Origin of the sequence: Mesorhizobium sp. M0800 (genome assembly GCF_040320095.1) — a bacterium.
In the GTDB taxonomy this organism is placed as follows: domain Bacteria; phylum Pseudomonadota; class Alphaproteobacteria; order Rhizobiales; family Rhizobiaceae; genus Mesorhizobium.
The window spans coordinates 21,590-35,582 of record NZ_JAMYOZ010000032.1 but is presented as its reverse complement, the minus strand read 5'-3'; the positions used below and the strand labels follow the sequence as shown (position 1 = coordinate 35,582).

The 13,993-nt window shown below is 62.2% G+C and carries 15 protein-coding genes; 7 read left to right on the top strand and 8 right to left on the bottom strand.

The annotated features are described in order from the left end of the window. Positions 1-756: 756 nt before the first annotated feature. From NKI18_RS27550 to NKI18_RS27530, 5 genes are all read left to right on the top strand, one after another. Positions 757-1,275, top strand: coding sequence for an RNA polymerase sigma factor (locus NKI18_RS27550; RefSeq protein ID WP_023677758.1), 519 nt, complete (start codon positions 757-759; stop codon positions 1,273-1,275). Next, on the top strand, positions 1,272-2,066 hold the full coding sequence (locus NKI18_RS27545) for an anti-sigma factor family protein (RefSeq protein WP_352620444.1): 795 nt from the start codon (positions 1,272-1,274) through the stop codon (positions 2,064-2,066). Before NKI18_RS27550 ends, NKI18_RS27545 begins: the two co-directional genes overlap by 4 nt. A 209-nt stretch (positions 2,067-2,275) precedes the next feature. Continuing rightward, positions 2,276-3,382: a peptidase C39 family protein gene (locus NKI18_RS27540; RefSeq protein WP_352620446.1), complete on the top strand. Its 1,107-nt coding sequence runs from the start codon at positions 2,276-2,278 to the stop codon at positions 3,380-3,382. Further along, complete coding sequence (locus tag NKI18_RS27535; protein ID WP_352620448.1) at positions 3,379-4,842, top strand: RimK family ATP-grasp domain-containing protein; 1,464 nt, start codon at positions 3,379-3,381, stop codon at positions 4,840-4,842. The genes NKI18_RS27540 and NKI18_RS27535 overlap by 4 nt, the downstream gene beginning before the upstream one ends. A 22-nt stretch (positions 4,843-4,864) precedes the next feature. Further along, positions 4,865-5,137, top strand: a complete 273-nt coding sequence (locus tag NKI18_RS27530; RefSeq protein WP_352620450.1) for a DUF3303 domain-containing protein — start codon at positions 4,865-4,867, stop codon at positions 5,135-5,137. Positions 5,138-5,266: 129 nt separating this feature from the next. Here NKI18_RS27530 and NKI18_RS27525 read toward each other — a convergent pair whose 3' ends face one another. From NKI18_RS27525 to ygfZ, 3 genes are all read right to left on the bottom strand, one after another. Further along, positions 5,267-7,405: a putative bifunctional diguanylate cyclase/phosphodiesterase gene (locus tag NKI18_RS27525; protein WP_352620451.1), complete on the bottom strand. Its 2,139-nt coding sequence runs from the start codon at positions 7,403-7,405 to the stop codon at positions 5,267-5,269. Between the two features lie 64 nt (positions 7,406-7,469). Then, positions 7,470-8,102 (bottom strand): YfbR-like 5'-deoxynucleotidase, encoded by a 633-nt coding sequence (locus NKI18_RS27520; protein ID WP_352448990.1) that lies wholly within the window; start codon positions 8,100-8,102, stop codon positions 7,470-7,472. Next, positions 8,102-8,962 (bottom strand): CAF17-like 4Fe-4S cluster assembly/insertion protein YgfZ, encoded by an 861-nt coding sequence (ygfZ, locus tag NKI18_RS27515; RefSeq protein WP_352620453.1) that lies wholly within the window; start codon positions 8,960-8,962, stop codon positions 8,102-8,104. Before ygfZ ends, NKI18_RS27520 begins: the two co-directional genes overlap by 1 nt. A gap of 83 nt (positions 8,963-9,045) precedes the next feature. Here ygfZ and NKI18_RS27510 point away from each other — a divergent pair, with 83 nt between their 5' ends. Further along, complete coding sequence (locus tag NKI18_RS27510) at positions 9,046-10,377, top strand: dihydroorotase (protein ID WP_352620455.1); 1,332 nt, start codon at positions 9,046-9,048, stop codon at positions 10,375-10,377. 34 nt (positions 10,378-10,411) lie between these two features. Here NKI18_RS27510 and NKI18_RS27505 read toward each other — a convergent pair whose 3' ends face one another. The 4 genes from NKI18_RS27505 to NKI18_RS27490 form a co-directional block, all read right to left on the bottom strand. Further along, positions 10,412-11,215 carry a hypothetical protein gene (locus NKI18_RS27505; RefSeq protein WP_352620457.1) on the bottom strand — a complete coding sequence of 268 codons (804 nt, stop codon included), beginning with the start codon at positions 11,213-11,215 and terminating at the stop codon, positions 10,412-10,414. Positions 11,216-11,295: 80 nt separating this feature from the next. Beyond that, positions 11,296-11,553: a hypothetical protein gene (locus NKI18_RS27500; protein ID WP_023677749.1), complete on the bottom strand. Its 258-nt coding sequence runs from the start codon at positions 11,551-11,553 to the stop codon at positions 11,296-11,298. Between the two features lie 373 nt (positions 11,554-11,926). Further along, positions 11,927-12,304, bottom strand: a complete 378-nt coding sequence (locus tag NKI18_RS27495) for a TIGR02301 family protein (protein WP_352620459.1) — start codon at positions 12,302-12,304, stop codon at positions 11,927-11,929. 48 nt (positions 12,305-12,352) lie between these two features. Next, on the bottom strand, positions 12,353-12,778 hold the full coding sequence (locus NKI18_RS27490) for an NUDIX hydrolase (protein WP_352448986.1): 426 nt from the start codon (positions 12,776-12,778) through the stop codon (positions 12,353-12,355). 123 nt (positions 12,779-12,901) lie between these two features. Between NKI18_RS27490 and NKI18_RS27485 the strand changes: the two genes are divergently transcribed. Further along, positions 12,902-13,663 carry an SOS response-associated peptidase gene (locus NKI18_RS27485; RefSeq protein WP_352620461.1) on the top strand — a complete coding sequence of 254 codons (762 nt, stop codon included), beginning with the start codon at positions 12,902-12,904 and terminating at the stop codon, positions 13,661-13,663. A 55-nt stretch (positions 13,664-13,718) separates the two neighbouring features. Here NKI18_RS27485 and NKI18_RS27480 read toward each other — a convergent pair whose 3' ends face one another. Continuing rightward, positions 13,719-13,868, bottom strand: a complete 150-nt coding sequence (locus NKI18_RS27480) for a hypothetical protein (RefSeq protein WP_023677745.1) — start codon at positions 13,866-13,868, stop codon at positions 13,719-13,721. Positions 13,869-13,993: the final 125 nt, after the last annotated feature.

Sequence of the window (13,993 nt, the reverse complement as noted above, 5' to 3'; positions counted from 1 at the left end):
GGCCCGAACGGTTTGGAAGGACGAGTAGGACGGAGTTCTCGCATTGGCCATGCGGCGGAAAATCCAGCTGGAGCTAGCCTTCCCTGAAGCCTGACGTGGGAGCGGGTGAAGCCCGCAACCGTCTCGGGGCAGGGACCGAAGCCGGTGCGGCGAACGCCGTTTCCGAAAGCCCGGCGGCCATGGCTCCTGCCAAAGCCGCATAACCAGCCGAACCGCCCTGTACGGACCCGTATGCTGGGTAGTGTGGGAGGGGAGGAACCGCAAGGTTCACCCCATCCCGATTCTGGCTCCTTTCGATCAAACATTGCGTATCTGCCGATGGCAATGTCGGCGGGACAGCGCCCTGGACAGCGCCCCCCTCTGTCCTGCCGGACATCTCCCCCACTTGCGGGGAGATCGCTGTTATTACTGCCTTCGCCAATTTTCCAGGGATGCAGAAAAGGCGCTGTCGCCGAAACCGCCAATCTCCCCCCTTGCGGCGGCAGGCCAGAGGGTGTGCGAAGGAACTCGACGGCTCGATTCTGGATCGCTGCGCCTTCCGGCACGTGCCAAGGCGGGATATCGGGTCTTTGTCGCGTCGCTCGCGATGGGAGGGATTCTGTTTGCCTCTCAATCCTGCCGGGAATAAACCTGCCGCTGGCAGCGTTATTCAGATGCTTGGGTGACCGGGGCGGCGGACCGCTTCGCGCTGGCCGCTTGCGCCGCGCCGCGAAGGCGCGTTCAATCACCACGGACAGGGCGCCAGAACCAGCGGTCATGGACGAAAAGAAGGCAGCAATCCTTGGCGAAATACCGCGTCTGCGCCGCTATGCACGCTCGCTGTTGCGCGACCGCGATTCCGCCGACGATCTCGTCCAGGATTGTCTCGAGCGGGCGCTTGTGCGGCTCGACAACTGGCAGACAGGAGAAAGCCCCAGGAGGTGGCTGTTTACGATCATGCACCATTTGTTCATCGACCAGATGCGCAAGGTGAACCGGCGCGGCGAGGCGGCGATGCTGCCGCTCGAGGCAAGCGAGGCGCAGGCAGCACCCGCCGAGCAGGTCGAGAGCATCGCCTCGCGCGAGATCGTCGAGGCTCTGCAGGCGATCAGCCCAGACCGGCGCGCGGCCCTTGTGATGGTCGCCATCGAAGGGTTTTCCTATGCCGAAGCCGCCAACATCCTTGGGGTTCCCGCCGGCACCTTGATGTCGCGCATCGCGCGCGGGCGTGAGGAGTTGCGCGGGCTTTTGGACGACACCGCGCGCCGCCGATCGATAAGGATCGTCGAGAAATGAGCCGGCGCGATTTCTCCGAACGCGACATCCACATGGCCCTCGATGGCGAGTTGCCGGGCGACGAGCGGACGGCCTATGAGGCATGGCTCGAGGCCAATGCCGAGATGAAGGCCAAGAGCGCACGCTACGCCGCTGACCGGGCAGCGTTGCGCGCGGCCTTTAACGGCGTGCTGGACGAACCCGTCCCGGTGCGGCTGAATAAGGTGGTGCTCGGCGAGGCGCCGGTGGTCAGGGCGACGGCGTCGCGCTCGCGTTGGTGGCTTGCGGCCGCCGCTGCCGCCATGCTGGTGATTGGCGGTGCTGGCGGCTATCTTGCCGGCATCGGCGGCCTCGGCCTGGAAAATACGGCCGAGGACCAGCTTGCCGAAGAGGCGATTGCCGCCCACGTCATCTATGCCGCTGAAAAGCGGCATGCTGTGGAAGTGCCGGCAAGCGACAAGGATCATTTGCAGAACTGGCTGTCTAACCAGGTGGGCTTGAAGCTGGTGGCGCCAGATCTGGCGGCGCAGGGATTCCAACTGGTCGGTGGCCGGCTGCTGCCTGCCGGCCAGGGCAAGGCCGCGATGCTGCTTTACGAGGACGACAAGGGCGAGCGCATATCGCTCTTCGTAATCGCCGAATCGGCGGCCAAGGCCAAGGGCACTTATGGGTCGGAGGAAAATGGTCCTGAGGCCGTCTACTGGCTGGACAAGGGTTATGGCTGCGCCGTCGTCGGATCGCTGCCGCGCGAGCAACTGGCCGCGGTGGCCAAGAGCGCCTATGGCCAGCTTCTGGCGGGCTTGAAAAGCTGAGCAGGATCTCGTTTTTCCGGGGCCGCGCCGATGCCGAAACACGAAGGTCGTTTCAAAGCCTTTGCGCGACCTGCCTGCCTTGAAAACTGTCACAATTCGGCCCTAATCGAGGTGCGATAGCGCTTGCTGAATGCTGGCGCTTCGGCTGGTGTGACCGATGTTTAGACTAGGGCCGTTTCCACAACCCAATCGAGGTTTTCTGAGCCCGCATGCCTGCCGAGATTCGCAAGGCCCGCGCGTCCGACGTCGATGACCTCGCCGCCATCGAAAAAGCCGTTTTCTCGAGCGATCGCATTTCTCGCCGCTCCTTTCGCCAACTGATCGAACGCGACACCGCCGAACTGCTGGTTGGCGTGAACGATGGTCACGTCGCCGGCTATGCGGTCGTGCTGTTTCGCAAGGGCAGCGGCGTCGCGCGACTCTATTCGATCGCCGTCGGTCCATTTTTCGGCGGCCGTGGCGTTGGCCGCCTGCTGCTGGAAGAGGCCGAGGCCGCCGCTTTCGAGCACGGCCGCATGATGCTTCGTTTGGAGGTCCGCGAGGACAACCCGCGCGCGATCCAGATCTACGAGCAGAGCGGCTACCGCAAGATCGGCCGCGAACCGGACTATTACGAGGATGGCGCCACGGCGCTGCGCTATGAAAAAACCTTGCGCGGCGACATTCCGGTCGCCACCGAAGTGCCGTTTTATCAGCAGACTTGCGAATTCACCTGCGGACCATGCTGCCTGATGATGGCGATGGCTTACTTCGGCCCCGGATTCGTGCCGGACCCAGTGATGGAAATCCGGCTGTGGCGTGAGGCGACGACCGTTTTCATGATGTCGGGGCCGGGCGGCTGCGAACCGTTCGGGCTGGCCGTCGCCGGTTATGAGAGCGGGCTTGCTGCTGAGATCTATGTCTCCTTCTACGGCGCGCTGTTCCTGCAGTCGGTGCGCAGCGAGGACAAGCGCCGGGTGATGGAGCTGGCGCAGGTCGACTTTCGCCGCCGCGCGGAACTTTACGGCATCCCGGTGAATTACCGTTCATTCGGGCTTGACGACATTCGCACCGCGATCGCAGAGGGAAAACTGGTGCTGGTCCTGATCAGCGGCTTCCTGATGTTCGGCAAGAAGGTTCCGCACTGGGTATTGGCCATCGGTGACGACGGCGATCATATTCTGATCCACGACCCCTGGGTCGAGGACGAGCGGCAGGAGACGATCCTCGATGCTGCCAACATTCCCGTGCCTTACGGCATCTTCATGAACATGGCGCAATTCGGCCGCGACGGATTGCGCGCCGCCATCACTCTCGGAAAGCGCGACAGCCAATGACCTGGGTCATCCTTACCGGCCGGCAGAACGATCTCGACCAGGTGGCGACGCCGCACAAGATCATCACCAATCGCGACTACCTTGCCCATCCGGTACTGTTTCGCGGTCAGCGGCCGAAGGTCATCAACCTGTCGAACAATTATGGCTACCAGAGCCGCGGCTATTACGCGTCGCTGCTTGCCGGTTCGCGCGGCCATAAGGTCATCCCGACGGTCGAAACGATGATCGACCTGTCGGAGCGCAAGCTCTATGAGCACGCGTTGCCGGAACTCGAACTCGCACTCAACAAGTGCCGCAAGGACCTGGGTGGCGCTTTTCCGCAGAAGGTCTGCATCTTCTTCGGCATCGGACCATCCAGGATCTGGGACCGCTTCGCAAAACTTCTGTTCGACTGGTTCCGTGCCCCGGCGCTCGAGCTCCACATCAGGGACAGCGCCGAATGGGCCTCGATCCGCAAGATTGGCTTCCATCCCCTGGCCAGGATGACCGAGGACGAGGAAACGCACTTTCTCCAGTGCCTGGAGACCTACACCAACCGCGAGTGGCGCGACACCAAGGGCCGCACTCCGGCGCGCTACACTTTCGCAACGCTGGTCGATCCGCATGAGGAACTGCCGCCGTCGGAGATTTCGTCGCTGCGCCACTGGGCCAAGATCGCTGAAAAGATGGGCGTCGAAATCGAGCCGATCACCAAGCGGGATCTGGCCAAGCTCGCCAACTACGACGCGCTGTTCATCCGCGAGACCACTTCGATCTCCAACCACACCTACCGCTTTGCCCGCCGCGCCCAGCAGGAAGGCATGCCGGTCATCGACGATCCGCTGTCGATGATCCGCTGCACCAACAAGGTCTATCTCAACGAGCTGATGACCTACAACAAGGTACCGGTGCCGCCGACGGTGATGATAGCCGGTATCTCGGACCTGGAACTTGCGGCGCAGACGCTGGGCTTCCCCCTGGTGTTGAAGATCCCGGACTCCTCGTTTTCGCGCGGCGTCAAGAAATGCGGCACCTTCGAAGAGTTGAAGACGCTCGCAACCGAATGGCTGGAGGATTCCGACCTCCTGATCGCGCAAAAATTCATTCCGACGGAATATGACTGGCGCGTCGGTGTCCTCGGCGGCCAGCCCTTGTTCGCCGTCCATTATCTGATGGCCAAGAAACATTGGCAGATCGTCAATCATAAGGCCAACGGCAAGCCCGACCAGGGCGGCATCAAGACCTTCACCCTGAAGGAAGCACCGGCCCATGTCGTCGAGACGGCGGTGAGCGCGGCGCGCTGCATTGGCGACGGCCTCTACGGCGTCGACCTCAAGGAAACCAGGGACGGCGTCTTCGTCATCGAGGTCAACGACAACCCCAACCTCGACCACGGCTGGGAAGACTCCGGCGAGAAAGACGAGGTCTGGGTGCGGCTGACGCAGTGGTTCCTGGAGCGGCTCGACCGGCCGGGGCGATAATATCCGAACTGAGGGGAAAAAGATGCTGTTCTTCGTAACCGAGGCTTTTCGCGGCTGCGACCGCAAGGAGATCTACCGCCGTTTCCGCGACCATGGCCGCCTGAAGCCGGACGCGCTTCTCGTGCACCACAGCTGGATCGCAGCGGATATGAGCCGCTGCTTCCTGCTGGTGGAGGCCGATGACGTCACGCTCCTGCAGCGGTGGGTCATCGAATGGGCGGATCTGGTCGAATTCGAGATCGTTCCCGTGGCGACGAACAAGGATATGGTGGGGGCATTGAGCGGACATCTCTGACCCGTTGGGAACCTCCTGGTTCGCCACACCTGAATGCCGCCTTCTCCTATCAAGGAATTAACACGCGGATCGAGCGTCATCTCAAGGAGATCTAAGCCGGTTGCCCGCGCTTCCGCGAGACTGTCGCACTTAGCCGGATTGCCGGATCGTCGCGCTCGACTTCAGCAGCCGATTAATGTCCGACGCCTTTGACGGCACCCCGATCAAATAGCCCTGGGCCTCGACACAACCCTCCTTTTGCAGGAATTCAAGCTGCGCTTCGGTCTCGACACCTTCGGCGGTGACGGTGATGCCCAGCTGTGCGCCAAGCCCGATGATGGTGCGCACGATCGCCGCGGTATCGCGACTGTCGATGTCACGGGTGAAAGAGCGATCGATCTTGATCTTGTCGACGGGAAAGCGCCTGAGGTAGCCCAGCGACGAATAGCCGGTGCCGAAATCGTCCAGCGCGATGCGGACGCCCAGATCGCGTAGCTGCCTGAGTGTCTTGAGCACCAGATCGCTCTCGTCCATCAGCACCGTTTCGGTGATTTCCAGTTCAAGCCGGTTGGCCGGCACGCCCGAGAACGCCAGTGCCGAGATAACGCTGCGGGCAAAGGTACCGCTTTTGATCTGCACGGCGGAGACATTGACGGCGATGCGCCAAGCCGCCCAGCCTGCCGCAGTCGTGCAGGCTTTTCGCAGCGCCCATTCTCCAAGCGGCACGATCAGCCCGGTCTCCTCGGCGGCCGGAATGAAGTCGTCCGGCCGTACCAGGCCGCGCACCGGCGAACGCCAGCGCATCAAGGCTTCGGCACCGACGATTTCGCCGGAGGCGATGTTCATGATCGGCTGGAAATCCAGCTCGAATTCCCGGCGCGACAGCGCTGCCCTGAGATCGATTTCGAGCGCCCGGCGTGCCCGCACCATCGCGTCCATGGCTGGTTCGAAGAAGCGGTACAGGTTGCGCCCTTCGCTCTTTGCCCGATAGAGCGCCATATCGGCATTTTTCAGCAAAGTGTCGGCGTCCTTGCCGTCATTCGGAAACAGCGCAATGCCGAGACTGATGCCGACACGCATGTCGTGTCTTTTGTCGCGAAACGGCTTTCCGATGATCTCGACGATGCGTTTGGCCAGCTTTTCCGCGTCGCCCGGGCTTTTGAGATTGAACTGGATGATGACGAATTCGTCACCGCCGAAGCGGGCGACAACGTCCGTTTCATTGCGCAGGCACCGTTGCAGCCGTTCGGCCACGCATTTCAGCAGCCAGTCGCCGGCGGGGTGGCCCCAGCTATCGTTGACAGCCTTGAAGTGATCGAGGTCGAGCGAGAATATCGCCAGCGATCCGTCTCTCGTCTCACTCAGGGCTTGGTCGAGCCGTTCGCGAAGCATCGAGCGATTGGGCAGGTTGGTCAGTGTGTCGTGGTGCGCAAGATGGGTCATGCGCTCTTCCACGCGCCTGCGCTCGGTGACGTCGTCGAACGTCGCGACCCAGCCGCCGCCGCTCATCGGCCGGCGCGCAACCAGCAGCGTCCTGCCGTCAGCGAGATGGCGATGCGTTACGTGTGTTTTCCCCGCCCGCAGGCAGGCTTCGATTTGCGAGATTTCGCTGTCGGGGTCGAGCTTTGTATAAATGCCCAGTTCCAACAGCCGCTTGAACGCATCATGGTGACTCATGCCAAGCGGGAAGTCGGCCGGCCTGACATGATAAAGTTCCAGGAAACGTTCGTTGCGCACGATCAGCTTGCCATCCGCATCGTACATCAAAAGGCCTTGCGACATGTTGGCAAGTGCCGCGTCGAAACGGCGGTGCTGCTCCTTCAACTCCTGCTCGGCGCGCCGTTGCTCGGTGATGTCCTCGTAGATCGATACCCAACCGCCTGACGCCAGCGGCCGGTGCGAAATGTTGACGATACGCCCGTCTGCAAGCGTTTCCTCATAGGTGGAAGGTTTTGCCTGGTCGATATAGGGCTTGCGGATGGCATAGAGTTGCTCAGCGCTTTGCGAGGCGATGCCGATATCCACGCTGTGCTGGAGGATGTCGAAAAACCGGATGCCGGGCCGCACCACTTCGGCGTCGAGGCGAAAGATACTGATGTAGTTCCTGTTGCAGATGATCATCCGTTCATCGGCATCGAACATGCACAGGCCATGCGACATGTTCTCGACCGCTGCCGAAAAACGCTCGTTCTGTTCGCGTAGCTCGTCTTCAATAGGTTGCGGCTGACCAACGCCTTTTGCCCTCCGTCGGCGGACGGACGAACCAGCCTTGATACCGGCGACGGGCATGAGGCAAGCCTATGGACCATGGTTAACCATGGCACTGTTGTCCCTGCCGGTTAATTTACCGTTTTCAGCCGGCTGGAACGGCAGTCTGGCGTCGCGACTTTTCGATCGTCGCAAAGCGTTTAAGAAAGGCATTCTGCGCCCAAGTCACCGAGCGCGGCGTGACGTCGAAGCGCTCGGCGTTGAAGCCGCGCGGCCGCCCGAAGAACTCCGTCGCCTCTGCCGTCGAAAAACCCGCAAGCAGCGTTGCTTCGAAATAAGCGGCGATCTGATCCGCTCGCTTGATCTCCTTGCGCAGTCCCGCGTCGAGTTCGGCCGGCAGTGAAAAGCGCAGATGGATGGCGCGCTGCAGCCTGATCTCGCAATCCCTGTAGCTGCCGCCCATCACGGATTTGAACGGCGAGATCATGTCGCCGATGACATATTCCGGCGCGTCGTGCAGCAGCGCCGCCAACCGCGCGTCGGCGTCGGCATCCGGCATCAGCTCGCCGACAAGCGTTTCGACCAGCAGCGAATGCTGGGCGACAGAAAAGGCGTGCTCGCCTCTGGTCTGGCCGTTCCAGCGTGCGACGCGGGCAAGGCCATGGGCAATATCGGAGATCTCGATGTCGAGCGGCGAGGGATCGAGCAGATCGAGCCGTCGGCCGGACAGCATGCGTTGCCAGGCGCGTGGCGGCGCCCCGGCGCGATCGGCCGCCATCAGGCGTCCTCCGCGCCGACGGCTTCCTGCGGAAAGCTGAATTTCGCCCAGGACGGGATAGCGAGCGACACGGCGACGTCGTCAGCCAGGATCGGCAGGCCGGCGTCGAGCGCTGCCTTGACCCGGTCGATGCGGGCAACGGCAAGGCCTGTCCTGCCGGCGGTAGAGCCAAGCGTGCCGACCGGTCGCCCCTCCACGGTCAACTCTGCGCGCGAAGTGGGCAGGGTGCGTTCGGCCGAGACAATCAACACCCGACGCCTGGCAGTGCCGCGATGCTGCATGCGCGAGACGACCTCCTGGCCGACGTAGCAGCCTTTCTTGAAGCCGACACCGCCGATCTCGTCGAGCAGCACGTCATGCGGAAAAGCGTCGCCGAGCTGGTAGTCCGCACCGCTTTCGGCAATGCCATGGGCGATGCGAAAGGCTTGCCATGCGGCAAGGTCGCCGCCATCTGCGGTGTCATCGTAGAAGCGCTTGACGGCAGTATCGACAAACCGCGCATCGGCAAACGGTGCTGATTCAAATTGCGAAGTGGTTGAATCGCTTCCCCATGCGACGGCCACAACCGGCTGATCCAGCTTGGCAATTTCGACTTTGGCGCGCAATTTGTAGAGCGTCAGCCGTCGCATGAAATCATCGGCGGTCTCGGTACGGCATTCAAGTCGGAAAGCATTTTCGCCGGCGCGCGAGATCAGGAAGTCGAAAAGGATCTTGCCTTGCGGCGTTAGCAGCGCGCCGGGCTTTGCTTCGCTGCTGCCGAGCACGTCGAGGTCGGTGGTCAGGATGTTCTGTAAAAAGTGCTCGGCATCCGGCCCGGACACGGAAACGAGTGCGCGATCTCTGAGCGGGGCAAAGGGCATGATGGGAAAACGAGCCTGATCTTGCAAAACTATCGGCCATTACGTAAGCCGCTGGCACTTCCCCCGCAAGAGACCGGATCCGTATGGCCCCCATCTACGATCTCATCCTGACAGGCGGCACCGTGGTCAATCACGACGGCCAGGGTTTTCGCGACGTCGGCATCAATGGTGGGCGCATCGCTGCCATCGGCGACCTCCGCGAGGCGTCGGCCGGTGAGACGATCGACTGCCGTGGGCTGCACATCCTGCCGGGCGTCGTCGACAGCCAGGTGCATTTCCGCGAGCCGGGCCTGGAGCACAAGGAAGATCTGGAGACGGGCTCGCGGGCAGCGGTGCTCGGCGGCGTCACCGCCGTCTTTGAGATGCCGAACACCAATCCGCTGACCACCAGTGAGGCAACCCTTGCCGACAAGGTGCGGCGTGCCACCGGCCGCATGCATTGCGACTTTGCCTTCTGGGTCGGCGGGACCCGCGGCAATGCAAAAGACGCTGGCGATCTCGAGCGGCTGCCTGGTGCGGCCGGCATAAAAGTTTTCATGGGCTCGTCCACCGGCGACCTGCTGGTCGAGGACGACGAAGGCGTTGCCTCGATCCTGAGGAACACACGCCGCCGCGCCGCCTTTCACTCCGAGGACGAGTTCCGGCTGCGAGAGCGGCTTGGCGAGCGCATCGCGGGCGATCCGTCCTCACATCCGGTGTGGCGCGACGAGATCGCTGCGTTGCGCTGCACGGAGCGCCTTGTGCGAATCGCGCGCCAGGTCCGCGCCCGGATCCATGTGCTGCACATCTCGACCGCCGAGGAGATAGGCTTCCTCGAACAGCACAAGGATGTCGCGACCTGCGAGGCGACGCCGCATCATCTGACGCTGAGCGCCGATGATTATGCGCAGTTGGGCACCCTGATCCAGATGAACCCGCCGGTGCGCGCCACGCGCCATCGCGACGGGGTCTGGTACGGCGTTGCGCAAGGCATCGTTGATGTACTCGGCTCCGACCATGCGCCGCACACGCTGGCCGAGAAGGCAAAGCCTTATCCGGCGTCGCCGTCCGGCATGACCGGGGTGCAGACTTTGGTGCCGATCATGTTGGATCATGTCAACGCCGGCCGGCTGACGTTGCAGCGCTTTGTCGACCTGACCAGCCACGGCCCGCAGCGTATTTTCGGCATCGCCAGGAAAGGCCGTATTGCCGCCGGCTACGATGCCGATCTGACCATCGTCGATCTGAAGCGCCGCGAGACCATCGCCAATGCCCAGCAAGGCTCCAAGGTCGGCTGGACGCCTTATGACGGCAGGCAGGTGACCGGCTGGCCGGTCGGCACCATCGTTCGCGGCCGGCGCGTGATGTGGGAAGGCGAGATCGTCGCGCCGGGCCAGGGTAGGGCGGTGGAGTTTTCCGAGGCGTTGGCGGGCTAAGCTCCCTGCCTCCATAGGGGCCAGGCTAAATCACTCAATCCCCAGCGACGAAGAACGTCCATTGTCCGGTCGGCGTGATGCCGACTCGGTAGAAGATGTACGCACCGAACTGCTTCATATCGTCATAGTCGCTGGCGGTGACGATCTTGAACAGCTCGACCCGCTGCCTGGCATCGAGCTTGTCCAGCGGCAGGGCGAAGAAATAGGGCCAGACATAGAGATCCTGCGGCGTGCCGGCATCGACATGGACAAAACCGGCATTGAGCACCTCTTCCAGGATGGCGAGGATCTCCTGGCCTTCCGTGTCGCCGGAAAGGCCTTTCAGGAAGGCGATCGGGTCGCCCTCCATGTCGCCCAGCGACAATTGGGTCATCATGTCTCCCGTGCCGATCAGCGGCCGAAGCTTTTCGATGTCGCCGCTTTTGCACGCCTCGACGATCAGATCGTGCATGCGCCTGACCGGTTCCGGCAACTTGGCGAGGTCGTAGACGACTTCGGGCACAGGCGCGTCGGGATCGACATGCGGATTGGCCACGCCGCCATCATTGGCCGGCCCTTTCGGTTCGGTTTGTTCCGGCTCGTCGGATGGCGTCGGCTGGCTGGCCGGTGGTGGCGTCGTTCCGAGCGGGCCGGGCATCGGCACGGCACTTCCGGGCGGCGACATGTCACCGTCGGGTGGCGGCGTGACCGGTGAGGGAAGGTCTTCGCGCTTGATCTCGCTGAGGGCTTGAGAGGGACTGCTCGCAAGAAAAAGTGCAAGGGGAATCGTGGCGCAGGAAGCGGTGAACCAAATGCTGAGGACCAGGCCGCGCGGCTTGCCTGATATCGAAAAATTCACCGCCTGCTACTCCCTGGTTCCAGCCCATCCATGTGCCCGGACATGATGTCCGGCGGCGCGCCGTCGTCAAAGAACCGGGGTCAGTGCCGCAGTCTTTCGGGCTCGAAGGCCCCGGCAATCACCTTTTCACGCATACGATCGAGCAGGGCAAGCGCCGAGGTCTCGCCATTGGTGCGCAGCATTTCGCCGAATGCCGTTTCGAGGGCTGCCTCGGCGATGATTTCCGGCTCGATCCCGGCCGACAATCCTTCTGCCCAGGCTTCGCTGTGGCTTTCCACGGCAGTCAGGCGCTTTTCTTCCCTGACCAGCGCGTCGATGTCGTTGACGCCATGTTCCATTGCGATTTCCACCCTTTCAAGCGGTGATCCGTTGGACAGGGATCAAGCTTGAGTTGTCCCTTTTACACGCAGGCGCAGTAAGTATTTGTAAATACGACATTTTTTTGGTCGTCTTCTACAAATTCCGTCGCGTCCAGCAAACCTGCGTCCGATCCGTTTCAAACTTAGCCGATTAGGCCGGCCAAGGGGACGGAAACCTTCAGTTTGAGTTAATTTCACATTCGCGCGCTAACGTTTCGTTAACATAGTTGCAAAAGTGCAACATCAGGTTTGCACCAAGACCTCACCCGAGGCAAGCGGAGAAGTGTCGAACACGTCCGCCGCAACGGCGCCGACCCTTGATGCGGCTTTTCCGGAAAGCAGGCTGCCGTCGTCAGTTTCCGTAGCGCGAAGCGATGTCGCGAGACAGCGTCTCGCCTTCCTTCATGTAGCGGCTGATGGCTTCCGTCGCCGAGGCGGTGCATTGCGTATAAGTACCGCCGAACGACCGGTAGCCGCGGTTGAAGCTGGCGATGAAGCGGGCGCGCCGCTCCGGGTTCGGATTTTCCGATGCGATCAGTTTTTCCATCTCGGCTCGCCACCGATCGCCCTTCTCGCCACACAGATTACGCAGGAAATGCAGCGAGCCGAGCACTTCCGCCAGCCGCATCAGCCCGGGCTCGAACGGTGCTTCGGCGGCAATCGCCGCGCGCGCACCGACAACCACACTGACGGCGAGGCATGCGGCGAGAAACGAAGACGTGCGGCTCATGAGTCCTTGTGCTGAAACAATTTGTCGCCTGCAAGGCGATTCTCTGGCTCAGGTCTCGCCGTCTTTGTTGGGACCGAGTAGATCGTCGGCAATTTCAAACACCGCATCGGCGAGCGGCATCGCTGTCATTTCGGCCAGCGTATAGAAAGCCGCGGTTTCGGCGTCGTCGCTGGCCACCGCCTCGCCGCCAGCATAATCGGCCCCAAACACCGTCAGCCAGTAGTCGACCGGATGCCCGTCGCCGCTGCCGTCGATGTGGATTTCCCGCAGCGGCCGGTAGCTGCGCGCCTGCAATCCGGTCTCTTCCAGCAATTCGCGCCGTGCTGCCTGTTCCAGCGTCTCGCCGGCTTCGACCTTGCCGCCGGGAAAGGCATGGAGGCCTTGCGAGGGCGGCCTGGCCCGCTTGACCAGCAGCACCGTGTTCTCGCGCACGACGCAGACCGAGACTGCCGGAATGATCTTGCGTGCTTCCATGGGCTTCGGATCGCTCGATTGGCATAGCCCGTTGTGGACCGGCCGTCGGCGAACAGCTTTAGCGGTTGCGAAAGGCGGGTTCCATGGCCACTTTCACATGCCACCAATTCGAGAGCTGAATTCATGTGCGGACGCTTTGCCTTGACCGCCACTCCGGACCAGACCGCCGCCTTTTTCAGCCTGGCGGAACTTGAGGAGTTTCCGGCCCGCTACAACATCGCGCCGACGCAGCCGGTGCTGATGGCGCTCGCCGGATTGCCGCAGGCGCCGGGCTCGAACCTGCCCGACCGCCGCTCGATGCTGGTGCGCTGGGGCCTGATCCCGGCCTGGGTCAAGGATACGCGTAACTTCCCGCTGCTGTTCAACGCGCGTTCTGAGGGGGCGTCGGAAAAGGCGTCGTTTCGCGCTGCCATGCGCCATCGCCGCGCTCTGGTACCGGCTTCGGGATTCTACGAATGGCACCAAACCGGTGGCAGAAGAGGGCAGCCCTATTGGGTGCGGCCAAGGCGTGGCGGGCTTGTCGCCTTCGCCGGGCTGATTGAGACCTATGCCGAGCCGGGCGGCTCGGAAATGGACACCGGCGCCATTCTGACCGCCCACGCCAATGCCGATACTGCCCATATCCACGACCGCATGCCGGTGGTGATCCATCCCGAAGATTTCGCGCTCTGGCTGGATTGCCGCACGCTCGAGCCGCGCGATGTGGCCCATCTGCTGAGACCCGCCCAGCCCGATTTCTTCGAAGCGATCCCGGTTTCCGACCTCGTCAACAAGGTCGCCAATACCGGGCCGGAGATTCAGGAGAAGGGCGTCGTCGAGCCTGAGCCTGAGAAGGTCAGGCGCCAGAAGTCCAGCGCGAACGACAGTCAGATGAATTTATTTTAGCAGAAGCTACTATTGCTGGTGCGCCGTGAGCGCCTCAATCTTCCCGTCGGCATTCTCAGGCAGCGCGCGGCGAAACGATCTTCTGCGCCGGCTTCTTCTTCTTCGCAGTGTGCAGAAGAGCTGCGACGATTGCTGCCGGGCCGATCGCCCGGTAGTGGCTGGCGAGCGCCGGTTGCTTGGCGCGGTTGGATTCTTGCTTAGGCATTGTTCTCTTCCCTGGTAACGTCTTCGTGTCTGCGTTTGCTGGCCGAATCCGACCAAATCGTGACGCTTGCTGATCTAGCCGGCGAATGTTTCATCACAGTGCCGACCTGTTTAATAAAATGTTTC